Below are 14,421 nucleotides of genomic sequence, written 5' to 3' on the forward strand. Positions count from 1 at the left end.
TAATTTTATGAGTTTTTGATGTATAGGCTATGTATTAAAACTTATAGCTAACACCAATTTTAGCTTGCCAAGCTGATGAACTAGTTTGATATTGGCTATAGTTGCGAACGTCAGCCCCATTATATCTACCGTTGATGATGTATCGTCCATCGTCATCTAACCCAGCAAGGTCATAAACCGCTTGATCAGAGAAACCCAAACGTTTTTCAACACCCCAATCACTGTTCAGTAAGTTTGCAAAGTTATCAATCATTAAGTAAACCTCACCGCTATGACCTTCTGCAAAACCTGGGATTTCTTGTTTAATGCTAATGTCCATACTGGTAACCCATGGTTGTGTACCTGAATTGCGATCTAGAATTTGACCACGTTCAGAAATACCCGCACGATTTAACAAGGTTTCAAGCTCTTCCCAAGATAATTCAGAACGATCCCAGTTTACGTTTGTATCATCTGGACCGGTAGGAATATACGCTAAGTAAGCTGAACTTGAGTTAAAGTCACGTGAGTCGCCTAAATCCCCATTTCTGAACATTCCCATGGTGTAGCTAAATGGACGACCAGAACGACGTTCAAAGTAAACATTAAACTTAGTTGCGTAGCCACTAAATAACTCAGTGTTATACGCTAAATTTACTTTAAAGCTATGTTCTACTTCATATGCACCACGGGCAGCAAAGTCTTCATTACGGCTCTTTGTAGTGTTGTATTGGTAGTTGCTTTGCGCACGTGATGATGAGCCTATAGATGCTTCTGTTACATCTTGGTGAGCATAACTTGCTGAAATATAAAGGCCATTTTCCCACTCTTTAGCAAGTGCTGTTGAAATAACTACAGAGCGACCGTCTTCAGCTGAGTTAGTCATTGCGATATCAAAGTTATCAGCTAAATCACCACTGTAAATACTTTCAAAGATAATACGTTCGCCATCAGCTGCTACACCTACAGGCTTAATAGCAGTGTTATGCCACACAGCCTCGTTTTCTTTTTTGTGATAAGCAATTTCTGCTTGCCATTTAAAGCCTTCACCTAGTAATTCAGAATCAAAGTCGTATTCAAAACCTAGTTGTGCACGAATGCTTGATGGTAGTTTAAAATTAGGGTCGACATAGTTTGTGCTACCTGCACCTTGAACTAAAGAGTCTTTTATAGCGCCCGGTACTTGAGTAATATCTGCTTGATTATTCGCATAATAATCGTCAATAGCACTTTGTGGTGCATCTACAAACGTAATGCCATCATTTTGGAATGAGTTATTGTACCAAACGTTCGGAATACCACCCTGGAAACGACCTACACCACCATTGACCGTTAATGCTTCAGTTGCGTAATACTTAAAGCCAATTCGCGGTAGAATGATATCTAAGCCATCTAGGTTTTCTTGGTTGCTAAAGCCATAGGTGCTTAAAAAGTTTTCATTTAATGTTGGTTTATCGTTGGATGATAAACGTTCATAACGAACACCCGCCGTTACCTCTAAATCGTCACCAACATAAAAAGTATCTTCGACGTATAGCGCTAACTGATTACGAGTTGCATCGTAAGCAGTATCGTTTGGGTTATTTGTATAAGCATTACTGTAACTAAAGTCATACTCGTCTCTGAAGTTGCCTACTTCACGGTTTTCAAAACCATTAAAGCTATCAAATTCCCATGAACCCAGTGAATTAGCAGCAAAAAGGTTGTATAAATTTAACGACTCATATTGCAAACCAAAGTTTATTTCATGCTCGTCCAATAAATAAGTGGCATCAAGAGAAAGTGTTAAATTTTCTGTCGCTGAGCTATTTGCATGGCGGAATTGGTCTGTTCCAAACTCATAAGAGGGACCCCGGAAGTATTCTTCAACTTTAACACTACCAATATCAGAATTAGTTAAGCTTCTTGATGATACATCTTTGTATGCAATACCGATTTTAGTTGAAAAATCTTCGTTCCAATCTGAGTATAATTTGGTAGCAAAGTTGTTAAACTTGGTGGCGTATGTATAACGACTTGATGCAAACTGAACTGAGTTGCCACCAGTTCCGAAGTTTGTTTCATCTTTGTCATCTTGCCATTGATAGGTAAAATCTAAACGATGATCATCAGTAATGTTCCAGCTTAACTTTACAAGTAATGTTTCGTTGGTATCTTTAGGGTCGCCACCAAGTGAGTCTGTTAAACCGTATTCGTCATTTAGAATGTTAAGAAAACGGTTATAGCTTTCTTCGCTTACATTATATTCGTTAGTGGCGCCTGAGCCTTCAAAGCCATAGTCCAAATCTAATTCACTTGACCACTTATTATAATTAACAAAGTAAAACAAAGTATCGTCAATAAGCGGGCCGCCAACATTAAAGCCATAGCGTTTTTCAGTTTGGTTAGGTTCTACTTGTTCAACAATATATGTACGGTGGCCATCGTCATCTAAAACAGGGCGGTTATCAGCAAATACTTGAGATATTCTGTCTACATCGCCTGCAATATCAGGAGTTGATGTTTCGTAAAAACCAGAAAATTTAAGTTCGTTAGTACCTGACTTAGTTACCGCGTTAATTGTACCACCACCAAAGTTACCTTTAGAGGCTGAGAACGGAGAAACGTCAACAGAGATCTGCTCAATTGCATCAAGGGCTACTGGAGGTTGCGAAGTAGGGTAGCCGCCAAAACTTAAACCAAAGTCATCATTTTGGCCAATACCATCTACGGTTAAACCATTCGTACGTGGGTTACTGCCAGCAAAAGTAAGTTCGCCATTACCGTTAATGCTTGCAAGCGGGTTTAAACGCGCAATGTCTTTAATGTCGCGGTTAAAGCTAGGCATGTTATTAATGGTATCTTCACCAAAGGTGCTACTAGAACCACCTGATTGTTGTACTATTTTATATCCAGATACTTCAATCTTTTCAATATTTAATGGTGCTAATTGTGACGTAAGTCGGTAAGTTTCACCTAGGTTTAAAAAGATATTTTCAACCGTAGTATCGTTAAACGTATCAGAATCGATGATTACCGTGTAAGGCCCACCTACACGTAAACCGTTAGCAATGAAGGTACCACTTTCATTAGTGGTTAGTTCACTGATTGTACCGGTTGGTAAATGAACGACTTTAATTTTAACATTTGCCGCATTTGCACCTGAAGGCGTTGTAATTTTACCACGCATTGCAGATGAAGTGTCAGCGGCCATAGCACTTGCAGAAACACCCAGCGCTAAAATTACAGCGCCAGTTAATTTCGAAAGGCGAAGCTTGGTCATAGTGTTGATTTCCCGTTTAGGTTATTTATGTTAGATACTGTGTTTATTTTGTTATTTTTAGTGTTAATGCTGTTTTTGACTGTTTGCTAGCAGGGTCAAATAATGTATTTAACAAGCCAGCTAAGCGAATTCCCGCTTGTTGCAAGCGCGTTTTCACAATAGGAGTGTTGTGGTAGATATAGCTGTAACTAATCTCTTGTTCGGTTGATTCATATATTTTTAAAGCCAGGTTATGTGACTCTTCAAGCCAGCTTGTTGGGGTACTTTGCAAATACTCACTAATTAGCTCGCTGTTGTTAGTATTTATAAATTGCGCGTATTCAGTAAACGATAAATTTTCGTTCTCTACTAACTTAGTATCCCATAGGCTATGAAGGTTGGTTTGTTGGTTAAAAAAAGAAACTTCAATGCGATTACCGCCTCTATCTTCCGCTTTGCCTGCATGAAATGGTTGGTGGCTGTCACCGACTAAATGCACCAAAAAACGTAAACTAAACTGTTTAGCTGCAAGGCTTGACTTTTCATCCTGTAACACTTGGATTGAATAGTGAATACCTTCTAATATGTTTGTTACTGATTCTTTGTGTTTAGTATGGTCATGGTTAAAACTAAAGGTCGCGTTTTCATCTGCATTAATATAGTGCCAACGAGATGATTTTTTTTGCCAAAACTCACCCGGTGCAGAGCGCATTTCATCAGGCCATGTTGAAATCTGAGCTAATGACTCGCCGTTAAGATAAGGAATTAACGCTGTTTTTGTGGTTTCGCTTATATGAGACTCGGCGATTTTACCGACTACACGATGCCCGTTTTGGCCCCACGCATTACAATCTGTGCTTGCAAATATTGCACTAATTAAAAGTGTGAAAGAAAGCGAATATTTTACATTTTTGTACATTGAAGCATCCTAGTTAGTGTGACATTTATTTTGTAAACGCTGATAAGGTCAATTGTCCTCATTTTTAGGTTGGGAGAAAGGACTCAATAAAATTCACATTTTCTTGTTTAAAAGCTATATTTATCAATGGTTTATTTTTAACAGGTAAAATTACCTATTGTAATAAGTAACTAAAATTGTTCAAATACACTATTACTTTAATTTTATCAGGTGTTTTTTGAATATTATTAGCTTAATGTTGCATAAAACAGCAATTGTTGCATTTGTGTTTATAGCGCTGTTACTTAGTTGGCTCGCAGGTCAAATAGTTGTGAGCGAAAAAGAGATAACATTCCCTGTGATGATAAAAACATCAACGACATGCCAAACAACGGCAACCGCTAATCAAAGTCAACTTATTGTATTTACACCTTCAAAATACGCGGCTCAATTACTCTCTGAAAGTCTGTGCGATGATAAGGTGGTAGCAAAGCAATATGGCTCAGTTATTGGTTATTGGGGATATAGAACCGTGGATAGCTTGGAGTTTGTAGGTAAAGGTATTGCGGATTTAATTTTAGCAAAAAATAACATTATGGACGCGTTTAGGGCTGAATCTACTTACAATTATCAGCCAGTGGTGGGGTTTTCTGATTACACGGCGTTTTTTATTTCTTCTAAGGAGAAACCTCAGATCACTAAGCAATACTTTTTAGATAAAAAAATAGCCTTGCTGGATTACCCAACTAGTCGTTCAGGGTATATTTTGCCTAAACAGACTTTTAAAGAGTTAGGCATTAACATTGCTCAGTTAGACATAACCTATGTAGGCTCACATAATGAGTTGAGGGCATTACTGGCAAACGGCAAGGTAGACCTAATCGCTTCTTTTTGGAGAGAAAGTGATAGTGAGCGTTTTTCAAAAAATTATATTACTCCTATCCGCAGTAATGTGGCAGGTACTCGTTGGTACTTAAAAATGCAGCATAACAATACCGATTTACTTTGTGCTGTTCAGTCTCATTTGTTGAGTATGTCTAAAGAGCAATCGTTTCGCTATTATCAAGATGTTGAGCCATTTTGGAACTGCGATAGCTACCCTGTTACTTTTAAAGGGGAGTTCTAATGAGCAGAACGGTTATAGGAATATGCTCTATTGTGTTGTTCCTAATTTTTTCATTAGTATTTTATTTTTCGACGATGCACAAACAAAAACAGGTAACTAAACTACAAATAATACAAATAGAAAAGCAAATAGCGTTAGATTTACCTTTGTTAGATTTATCAAATGAACTGCTCAAACATTCAGGTAATAAAACCGCACTACTTAATTATGTTCGAAAATTGAATACCTATATTGAAAAATCAGGTATTCAAGTTGTAACAATAGCGCCGCAGCATGAATTTAACTTATCTTTAAACCCCTCAGAGTTTATTCGAAAATTAACCAGTAATAATGGTGTTGTGGTTATTGTTTTAACTCTAAAACAACCTTATTTAACGCCCAGTGTAATGGCTATTCATTTTATGCTTTTTGTTCTTAGTGCATTACTTACGTATTTAATAAACCAAACGGTTATCACCCAAATTGACAAAAAACGGGTAATTCACGCGGAGTTAAATCCTATAGAGCCAAAATCATTAACATTGACGATTAATTTAATAAATAAAACGTTATCAAGTAGTTTTTCCCCGGATCAACAGGTTGCTTTAGCAAATAAGCCCTTATGTTTTTATTTGGCGCTTGTTGAGTACTGCACTAACAACCCAGAGATTAAACTAAATCACAATAAAAATGTGCCGGAGGAACTAATTGATCTCGCAAATAAATATTTTTATCGTTTAGTAGAGCTGGGTCATACCATTAGAAAGCGACCAAACTTTAATAACAGCTTAGAAAAAACCTTAAGTGAAATACGCGCAGCACTTGATGATGTGCTAAATGATTGTCCAGAGCAAAAGGCGTTATATTACCCACCTAAAGCATTTGGTGAGGGCTCACGTTCACGAATGCACAGTTATGGATTAGCAAATGTAAGCCAAGGTAATATAGAAATAATAGGAAAGTAATCTTACAGTATGGCATTAAAAGGGCGGGTGTTAGCGTGAGGTATGTTTGGTGTAATCTAACTTAAATTAGCGAGGCGATAAGGTGGCATTGATACATTAATGCCACCTTATAATTGTTTAGAACAGGTTAGTTTTTAGGAGTAAATTTACTTGCATCAACGGGACTATGCTCAGCAAAAAAACGTTTTAATGCTTGCGAGTCCGTTTCATCGGTACTGACAAACCCCTTCGTTTGTGTCAGCTTAGGGTAACTATCGCCACCGGATGCGTTATATTCATTAATACTCATGCGGTATGTTTTGTTTATATCAAGCGCTTTACCAGCGATCTGAACCTCAGTGACTTGGTCATCTTCAAGTTCAAAAGCTAGGTTGTGGTATTGCATATACGCACCAGAATCAGGTGGAAAGCGGGTGACAATATTTAAATAAGTTAAAATATCACTGCCTTTGAAATCGATATAGGCAATACGGTTTTTAAAAGGCTGCACTTTGAGTATATCTTTATAGCTCACATCACCTGCATTGATACTATCGCGAACACCGCCACCACTAATAATGCCAAAATCGGCACCTACGGTATTCATTTGTGCTTGAATAATCACGCGTGCTAGGTTGGTTTGTTCAAAGCGTACTTTATTTCGATCACCCTCAAGCCTCTCGTTAACAAACCCAATTTTCCCTTCAATTTGTTTTGCCCCTTTTTGCTGATATACGGCTAGAAAGCTCTGTAATTGAGGATCTGGTTTAATATAGTTATTTGCAAGCACAGATTTTACGCTGCCGTCTGACTGCTTTTTATCTACGTATAAATTGACAGGTAATAATTGATAATCGAGCAATGATAATTGACCGTTCTCTAATTTAAATTCAGCTTTACCGACATACTTACCCCATTCATGCGCTTGCATTATCCAGGTTCCATTTTGCTGATCAGGCTTACAGGCTAAACCCGGTTTAAAGTTTTCATCAGCTACATTTTCTTTTGCCATACACACGGGCTCTTGCGAATGGCCACCTATAATCATATCAAGGGTGTTTTTATCTAAAGAGCGAGCAAGCGTAACATCACCGGGCGCATTTATACCGTAATTGGCATCTTCAAAATGTCCCATATGGGTAACCGCAATAGTGATGTCTGGATTATATTTTGCTTGTATTGTTTGAGTAAGCGAGGCCGTTATTTCAACTGGATCCTTAAAATCTAAGTTGCCAATGTATTGCGGGTTACCAATTTTAGCGGTGTCTGTCGTTGTTAACCCAATTACAGCAATGGTTAAGCCGCCTTTGTTGAAAATTTTATAACGTTGAAAAATGGCTTTATTGGTTTGTTTGTCAAAAATATTAGCAGATAGAAGCGGAAAGTTAGCCCATTGCTGTTGCTGTTTTAATACACTTAATGGGTTATCAAACTCATGGTTTCCCAGTGCCATTGCATCGTAGCCAATTTTTGACATACCTTTAAAATCGGGCTCAGCAAATTGCAGGTCGGATTCAGGAATACCGGTATTAATATCACCGCCTGATAATAATAACACCTGGTGACCTTGCGCCGCTGCATCAGCTCTGAGTTGGTCAATGAGGGTTTTACGCGCGGCCATACCATATTCACCTTTTTCGTTATGCCAAAAACGGCCATGATTGTCATTGGTATGTAAAACGGTTAAATATTGCGCTGCAGGTTTGTTGACAGAATCGCTGGCACAGCCATATAAACTAAGAAAAAAAATAAACAGAAGAACAGTACGCATAAAATACCTATCAATTAAAAACTCAAAAATAGTAGCTCGCTAGTTTAAACTAGTTCTTTGCTAAAAAAACGCACTTCTTTAAGTTTTTTCAGACAGTGAAGCTTCACGTTGCTGCTCTACAACCTTTTTTCTGCGCATGAGTTCATCATGGGCAAACTGAGACTTTTGGTGGTTTACATCAATCATCCATTTCAAAAAGCTGACGGGAAGTTGAGTGTAAGGTTCACCTTTGTGTAGTCCAAAGTCACAAATAGTTGTGTTGTTAGTCATTATTATCTACTCCTACCTTAGTACCAAAAAGACGGCTGTAAATTCAACCTGAAAGGTCAACAGGCCCTAATTGATAATAACAAAAAAAGAGTTATTGATAAGGGACTTTTTAAATGCAGTATTACTAACGCGCTAAATCTAAGGTACTAACCTCGCACAAGATGATTAAAATAAAAATGTAAACAGGTGTAATCACAATGTAATTACTTTGATATGAATTGTAGTGTTACGTGTTTCAGTATCGATTTGTTATTTGATTATTATTACTCTATGACGCACAAAATATAAACTCCGATGATAATAAAAATAGGAATACTAATGAAGAAGCTTATCTTAGCGTCAATTTTAACTGCGGCGAGTTTTTCAAGCGCAGCAACCATAATAGAAATGCAAACGAGCCAAGGCACAATAGAAATTAATTTATTTGATCAACAAACACCTAAAACTGTAGAAAACTTTTTAAGTTATGTTGATGATGCAGCGTATAACCAAACTGTTATACACCGTTCGATTAATAAGTTTATCATTCAAGGAGGGGGTTTTACTTTTTCTGACAAAATGGATGCAATAACGACTAAGCCTGCCGTTGTAAATGAACCTGTTTTTTCAAATGTAAAAGGCACTATTGCAATGGCAAAGCAGGGAGGCAATGAAAACAGTGCCACCAGCCAGTGGTTTTTTAATATGAGTGATAACAGCCAAAACTTAGATCTACAAAATGGTGGGTTTACAGTTTTCGGGCAAATCACAGCACAAAGCCAAGCAACCTTAGATAAAATTGCTGCGTTAGTACACTGTTCAGAAGTACCATTGGTTGGTATTACCAAAGAGCAATGTTCAGATGAGAATTTGGTTATTAGCAATGAAAACTTAGTTTCAATACAAAATGTGGTTGTGCTTGATGATGATCCAAATTCAGCTCAAAATTTAGCACCGGCTGAAAATACCTTGATTGATAATGTAGACGTTACACCACCGAGCTCTGATTCCAGTGGTAGTATGGCGTGGTTATTGACAGCTCTATTGCTAGTAATACCTAGGTTAAAACGCGTAAAATAGCATTAAAAAATAACGGCGATTTTTACTTAAGTCGCCGTTGTTTTAGTTAGTTATAAAGTACGCTGAACAGTAACAGTATCCACATTACGAATACAGCCAAACAGCCTAATAAAAATACCCTAAAACGGGCTCTTAAATGATTACTACCAAGGTGAATGATACTGTGAACAATGCGTGTAGCTACAAATAAACAGGCTAATACTGCGATAGCTGTACTTGCCATATTAAGCTGTAAAGCAAGTAAACAACCCGCATAAAAAAGCACAGGTATTTCAAATTGGTTGGTAAAATTTCGATCGGCTACTCTGACATTATCCCCCGCCTTGTCGAGGCGCATTGCAGCAAAGTCAGCTAAGTGTATTTGTTTGTTTTTAGCCGCTGCAAAACGTCGTTTTCCCATTATTACCATCACAACTAATGAAAGTGTAACCTGAACGAACATGGCTATTATTATTATCTTTTCCATAACTTACCTTATTATTTCTTTTGAGTTTTGATTGCTATTCACAATGTGTTACATATTTGAATGCTTACTAGTAGCATTTTATTATTTGATAATGTTAATTTATGGCTGACTCAGTATTTTATATACGCTAATCCCATATTGTATAGTAATGGATAAAACTAAAATGAAACACATAATCGGCTTAAGTGCAATTGCATTGGCAATATTAACGGGTTGCTCTAACACAGCTACGCTTTCACAATCATCACTTTTATCAGACACGCTGATTGTTAGCCCTAACGATAAGCGTGAATATAAAACACTAACACTTGCCAATGATATTGAAGTGATCTTAGTCTCTGACCCAAGTGCTGAAAAATCGGCTGCCTCATTAAGTGTCGGTGTCGGCTTATTACACGACCCAATGAGCCAGCAAGGTATGGCGCATTATTTAGAACACATGTTGTTTTTAGGCACCGAGCGTTACCCTGACACAAAAGGGTATTCAGATTTTATGACTAAAAATGGTGGCGCGCACAATGCCTATACGTGGCTTGATATCACAAACTACATGTTCAAAATTAATAATGATGCGTTTGATGAAGGGCTAGACCGCTTTTCAGACTTTTTTAAAGCCCCTAAGCTTTACCCAGAATACACTGAAAAAGAAAAAAACGCAGTGAATGCTGAGTGGTCAATGCGACGTGAAATGGACTTTTTTGGTCAATTTAAACTGGCACGTAAAATGATGGGTGAACACCCGGCTAATCGTTTTTTAATTGGTAACCTTGAAACATTAGGCGACAAAGAAGGCAGCTCCCTACATAAAGAAACTGTTGATTTTTATAATAAATACTACTCTGCTAATATTATGAAAGTGGCGCTAATTTCTAATTTACCGATTGCCGAAATGCAGAAAAAGGCACAGAAATACTTTGCAGATATAGAAAATAAAAATATTGAAAAGCCTGAAGTATCAGCCAAATTAAATTTTGATAATGCCGGCGGAAAACGTGTTTTTTATTCACCAAACGAAGACGTTAAACAACTGCAGCTCGACTTCACAATTACTAATAACCAAAGTGAATTTGCGGTAAAACCTAATCGCTTTGTTGCCTATTTACTTAGTAACGAAATGCCTGGCAGCCCTGCACAAATACTCCGCGATAAGGGCTGGGTATCGCAGTTATCAGCTTCTGCTTCACCAAATCAATATGGTAACTATGGCTCTTTAAATGTGAACATAGAGCTGACTGATGAGGGCATGAAAAACCGCGAGTTAATTGTGGCGACTATTATGCAATACATTGACTTGATTAAGCGTGAGGGCGTTAATAGTAAATATTTTAATGAAATTCGCACATCGTTAAATAATCAGTTTACCTTTTTAGAAAAAGGCGATGAGTTTAATTACGTCAGTGCGCTAACTCAAAGTATGCAAGACTATCCGCTAAATCACGCAATTAACGCACCTTATTACTATGCTCAGTTTGATGCGGATGCGGTTAATAATGTACTAAAACAACTTAACGCAGATACCTTACGTGTTTGGTATATTTCGCAACAAGAAGACACTGATTCACAGTTACATTTTTATGATGGCAAATACCGCATTAGTGACATAAGTGCTGAAGAAATTGCAAGCTGGGATACGCCAAGTGAGTTTAATTTAGCCCTACCCAGTGTGAATAACTTACTACCAGAGAGTTTCGCCATTAAAACTCACGCTTTTAAAAAGCAAGCGCAACCCGAGCTTAGTTATGATAAGAATGGGGTGAAAATTTGGCGCCAAGCGAGTCAAAAGTTTGCAGAGCAACCTAAAGGTTTAGTTGAGGTATACATCAACACGCAAACAGGTTTGCAGGATATTAAATCAACAGTACTTTATTCTGTATGGGCTGATTTATATAACACCCAATTAAGTCAGTTACGAACGGAAGCAGCCGTAGCTGGTATGAACGTTAGCTTAAGTGCTAGCAATGGCCTAGTGCTATCGTTAAGCGGCTTTACTGATAAACAAGATATCCTCCTTAAACAAGCATTAGCTGGGTTTGATGATGAAATTTCAACGACGGCGTTTGATCAAGCGATTGATCGTTACCAACGTGATTTACTAAACAAGCAAAAACAATTTCCGTACGCACAAGCGTTTGGTGAATATTCAAAGCTGACCCGAACAGGTAGCTTTGATACTGACGCGCTTATTAAGGCAGCTCAATCACTGACACTTGCTGATTTACAAGCATTAAAGCAAAGTACGCTAGCAAATAATAACTTACGTGTATTTAGCTACGGTAACTACAATCAAACTGATATTGATTCAATTGCTGCTGAGTTAACAGCTATTTTACCAAGCAATCATATTCAAACTGAGTTTGCTCTTAGTAAAGCATGGTTACCACAACCTGGTGAAGCGCGCGTATTACACAAAGATATTGAGGTAGCCGACGTAGCGGTGGTAGACATGACTATTCACCCAACCCCAGGTTATAAACAAAAAGCACAGGCCGCAGTACTTCAAGGTCATTTTAGAACAATCGCGTTTGATAAAATGCGTACTGAAGAGCAATTAGCCTATGCAGTTGGTGCCTTGGCGCGTCCTATAGAAGATTACTCAGGTATTGGTTTATTTATTCAAACCCCGGTGAAAGGGCCAAAAGACATTCAAGCGCGTTTTGATCAGTTCAAAAAAGAGTACGCTTCTGAGCTTAATGCTATGAGTGAGGAAACATTTGCACAACTTAAAAACGCAACTTTGGTCTCACTAAAAGAGCAGCCAAAGAACTTGAGCGACGAGATGGGCCCATTGATTAACGATTGGTACCGTGAGAACTTTGCTTTTGATTCAAAACAAAAGTTAATTGCAGAGGTGGAAAAAGTTACTCTTGATGATATTAAAGATTATTACCAGCAAACCATGTTAAACCCAAATGCAGCACGTTTAAATGTGCAGTTGCGTGGCAGTAAGTTTAGTGATAGCGAGTTTGCTGATTTACCAAACCAAACTAAAGTGACAAGCTTAGATGCTTATTACAGCGATATAAAATTGCAAAAATAAGTCGAAATTAACCTGTAATTAGGCAAAACCCAGCTAACAATGGCTGGGTTTTGTTTTAACGGCGTCAAATGAGTGGTTAATTTTGGCTAGTCACGTTAAGCCATTAGTAAAAAGCCAATGATAGCAAAGCCTGCAGCAATGAGTGTATAAGGTAATTGAGTTACAGCATGACTGATTAAATTACATCCTGAGCCTTGAGCTGCCAGCACGGTTGAATCAGAGTAAAAACAGGCTTGGCTACCAAATGAAGACGCTGAGAGTAACGCGCCTATAACCAATGAAATATTCGCATCAACAGCACTAGCAAGTGGCATAACAATAGGGATAGACACTGCAAAAATACCCCAACTTGACCCCGTCGCAAACGCGAGTATCGACATGGCAATAAATACCACCGCAGGTAAATAGCCAGCGGTCATATACGGACTTAAGTTGCCAATTACAAATTGTGGTAAACTAATTAAGTCACATACGTCTTTAAATATAAAGGCGGCTATCACAGTCCCAATTGCCGGGATCATACTTTTAAAACCATCCAGCATAGCTCTATCATTTCGCTAAAGCTCATTAATTTTTGTAACGCGTAAAATGGTAACGTAACAGCCATTGTCGCTAAAAGGCCTTTGTATACGTCTATTTCAAAGTAAACAGTAAATGCCACTAACAAAATAATCGGCAATAAAAAGTTATATAACTTACCTTTGGGATCAGCATCTTTAAAGTGTTCTTCTGCTGCTTTAACTGCGTATTCATCCGCCGTTTGTACCTCAGTATAAAGCGCAGGCTCTAAAGATGGAGCTTGAGTAAGCGCAAGTTGTTCTGCTTTTTTCATAGGGCCAAAAGTCGGGATCACACCTGCAATAACAAGCACCACAGTCAGCACCGCAAACCATGCATAAAACATGTAAGGAATAGCCTGAATATAAACGGCAATGCCTTGGCCTTCCTCTGCAATACCGTTATCAACTAATAAGCCACCAAAAAATACAGCCCATGTTGATAGAGGGACGAGTACACAAATAGGCGCAGCTGTTGAGTCAATCACGTAGGCGAGCATTTCACGGCTTACTTTAAATTTATCGGTGATCCGTTTCATGGTTTCACCCACTGTTAGTGCATTGAGGTAGTCATCGATAAAAATAACCAAGCCTAAACAAAAAGTCATCAATAATGATGAGCGCTTGCCACGCGTATACTTTAACGCCAAAGTACCAAATGCAGAAGCGCCTCCTGTACGCACCAACAACGCAATTAGCGCGCCAAAACCACCACACACTAAAATAAGCCAACCAATGGTTTCGTCTGTCATTACTTTTAAAGAGGTATTCGCAAAACTGGTGAGTATTTGTTTAGGATCGGCTATTAACAGCCCAACTAAAGCACCAATCAGTAACGATAAAATAGGACGGCGTAATACCATAGCCAATACAACCACTACCGCAGGCGGCAGCAAACTTAACGCAAAAGGTTCAAGCATTTATAAGATCACAAAATTAAAAGCAAATTGCTTATACAAAAACAAAGAAAATGATAAGTTTGTTGTTAAATCATTTTCCAAGTCACTGCTTTTGCACGCGTGGAAGGCACTTAAACGGTTATGTTAAATTAATAGTTTGAGTGAAACGCGTTGGCTTTGGCGCCAGACGGAGCA

At 38.1% G+C, this 14,421-nt stretch carries 9 protein-coding genes and 1 pseudogene; 4 read left to right on the forward strand and 6 right to left on the reverse strand.

Going from position 1 to position 14,421, the window contains the following annotated elements; genetic code table 11:
• Positions 1–34 precede the first annotated feature (34 nt).
• Together KG708_RS10430 and KG708_RS10435 are read right to left on the reverse strand one after the other, a co-directional pair.
• Entirely contained in the window at positions 35–3,241 is a 3,207-nt protein-coding gene (locus KG708_RS10430) for a TonB-dependent receptor (RefSeq protein WP_213609578.1), read from the reverse strand.
• Positions 3,242–3,284: 43 nt separating this feature from the next.
• Positions 3,285–4,139: a S1/P1 nuclease gene (locus tag KG708_RS10435; protein ID WP_213609580.1), complete on the reverse strand. Its 855-nt coding sequence runs from the start codon at positions 4,137–4,139 to the stop codon at positions 3,285–3,287.
• Positions 4,140–4,374: 235 nt separating this feature from the next.
• Between KG708_RS10435 and KG708_RS10440 the strand changes: the two genes are divergently transcribed.
• Complete coding sequence (locus KG708_RS10440) at positions 4,375–5,244, forward strand: PhnD/SsuA/transferrin family substrate-binding protein (protein ID WP_213610200.1); 870 nt, start codon at positions 4,375–4,377, stop codon at positions 5,242–5,244.
• A complete protein-coding gene (locus KG708_RS10445) occupies positions 5,244–6,188 on the forward strand; it encodes a hypothetical protein (RefSeq protein WP_213609582.1) in 945 nt (314 codons plus the stop codon). The genes KG708_RS10440 and KG708_RS10445 overlap by 1 nt, the downstream gene beginning before the upstream one ends.
• Positions 6,189–6,315: 127 nt before the next feature.
• Here the strand turns inward: KG708_RS10445 and ushA are convergent, their stop codons facing one another.
• Both ushA and KG708_RS10455 read right to left on the reverse strand, forming a co-directional pair.
• Positions 6,316–7,938 (reverse strand): bifunctional UDP-sugar hydrolase/5'-nucleotidase UshA, encoded by a 1,623-nt coding sequence (ushA, locus tag KG708_RS10450; protein ID WP_213609584.1) that lies wholly within the window; start codon positions 7,936–7,938, stop codon positions 6,316–6,318.
• A 78-nt stretch (positions 7,939–8,016) separates the two neighbouring features.
• Positions 8,017–8,208: a hypothetical protein gene (locus KG708_RS10455; protein ID WP_213609585.1), complete on the reverse strand. Its 192-nt coding sequence runs from the start codon at positions 8,206–8,208 to the stop codon at positions 8,017–8,019.
• 318 nt (positions 8,209–8,526) lie between these two features.
• On the opposite strand from KG708_RS10455, the gene KG708_RS10460 reads away from it, so the two are divergent.
• Positions 8,527–9,267 carry a peptidylprolyl isomerase gene (locus KG708_RS10460; protein ID WP_213609587.1) on the forward strand — a complete coding sequence of 247 codons (741 nt, stop codon included), beginning with the start codon at positions 8,527–8,529 and terminating at the stop codon, positions 9,265–9,267.
• Between the two features lie 46 nt (positions 9,268–9,313).
• Here the strand turns inward: KG708_RS10460 and KG708_RS10465 are convergent, their stop codons facing one another.
• Positions 9,314–9,733: an MAPEG family protein gene (locus KG708_RS10465; protein ID WP_213609589.1), complete on the reverse strand. Its 420-nt coding sequence runs from the start codon at positions 9,731–9,733 to the stop codon at positions 9,314–9,316.
• 163 nt (positions 9,734–9,896) lie between these two features.
• Between KG708_RS10465 and KG708_RS10470 the strand changes: the two genes are divergently transcribed.
• Entirely contained in the window at positions 9,897–12,770 is a 2,874-nt protein-coding gene (locus KG708_RS10470; RefSeq protein WP_213609591.1) for an insulinase family protein, read from the forward strand.
• A 95-nt stretch (positions 12,771–12,865) separates the two neighbouring features.
• Here the strand turns inward: KG708_RS10470 and KG708_RS10475 are convergent.
• Positions 12,866–14,247 (reverse strand): annotated as a pseudogene (locus KG708_RS10475) (Na+/H+ antiporter NhaC family protein).
• Between the last annotated feature and the right edge of the window lie 174 nt (positions 14,248–14,421).

It is taken from the genome of Pseudoalteromonas sp. (genome assembly GCF_018402495.1).
Taxonomy (GTDB): Bacteria; Pseudomonadota; Gammaproteobacteria; order Enterobacterales; family Alteromonadaceae; genus Pseudoalteromonas.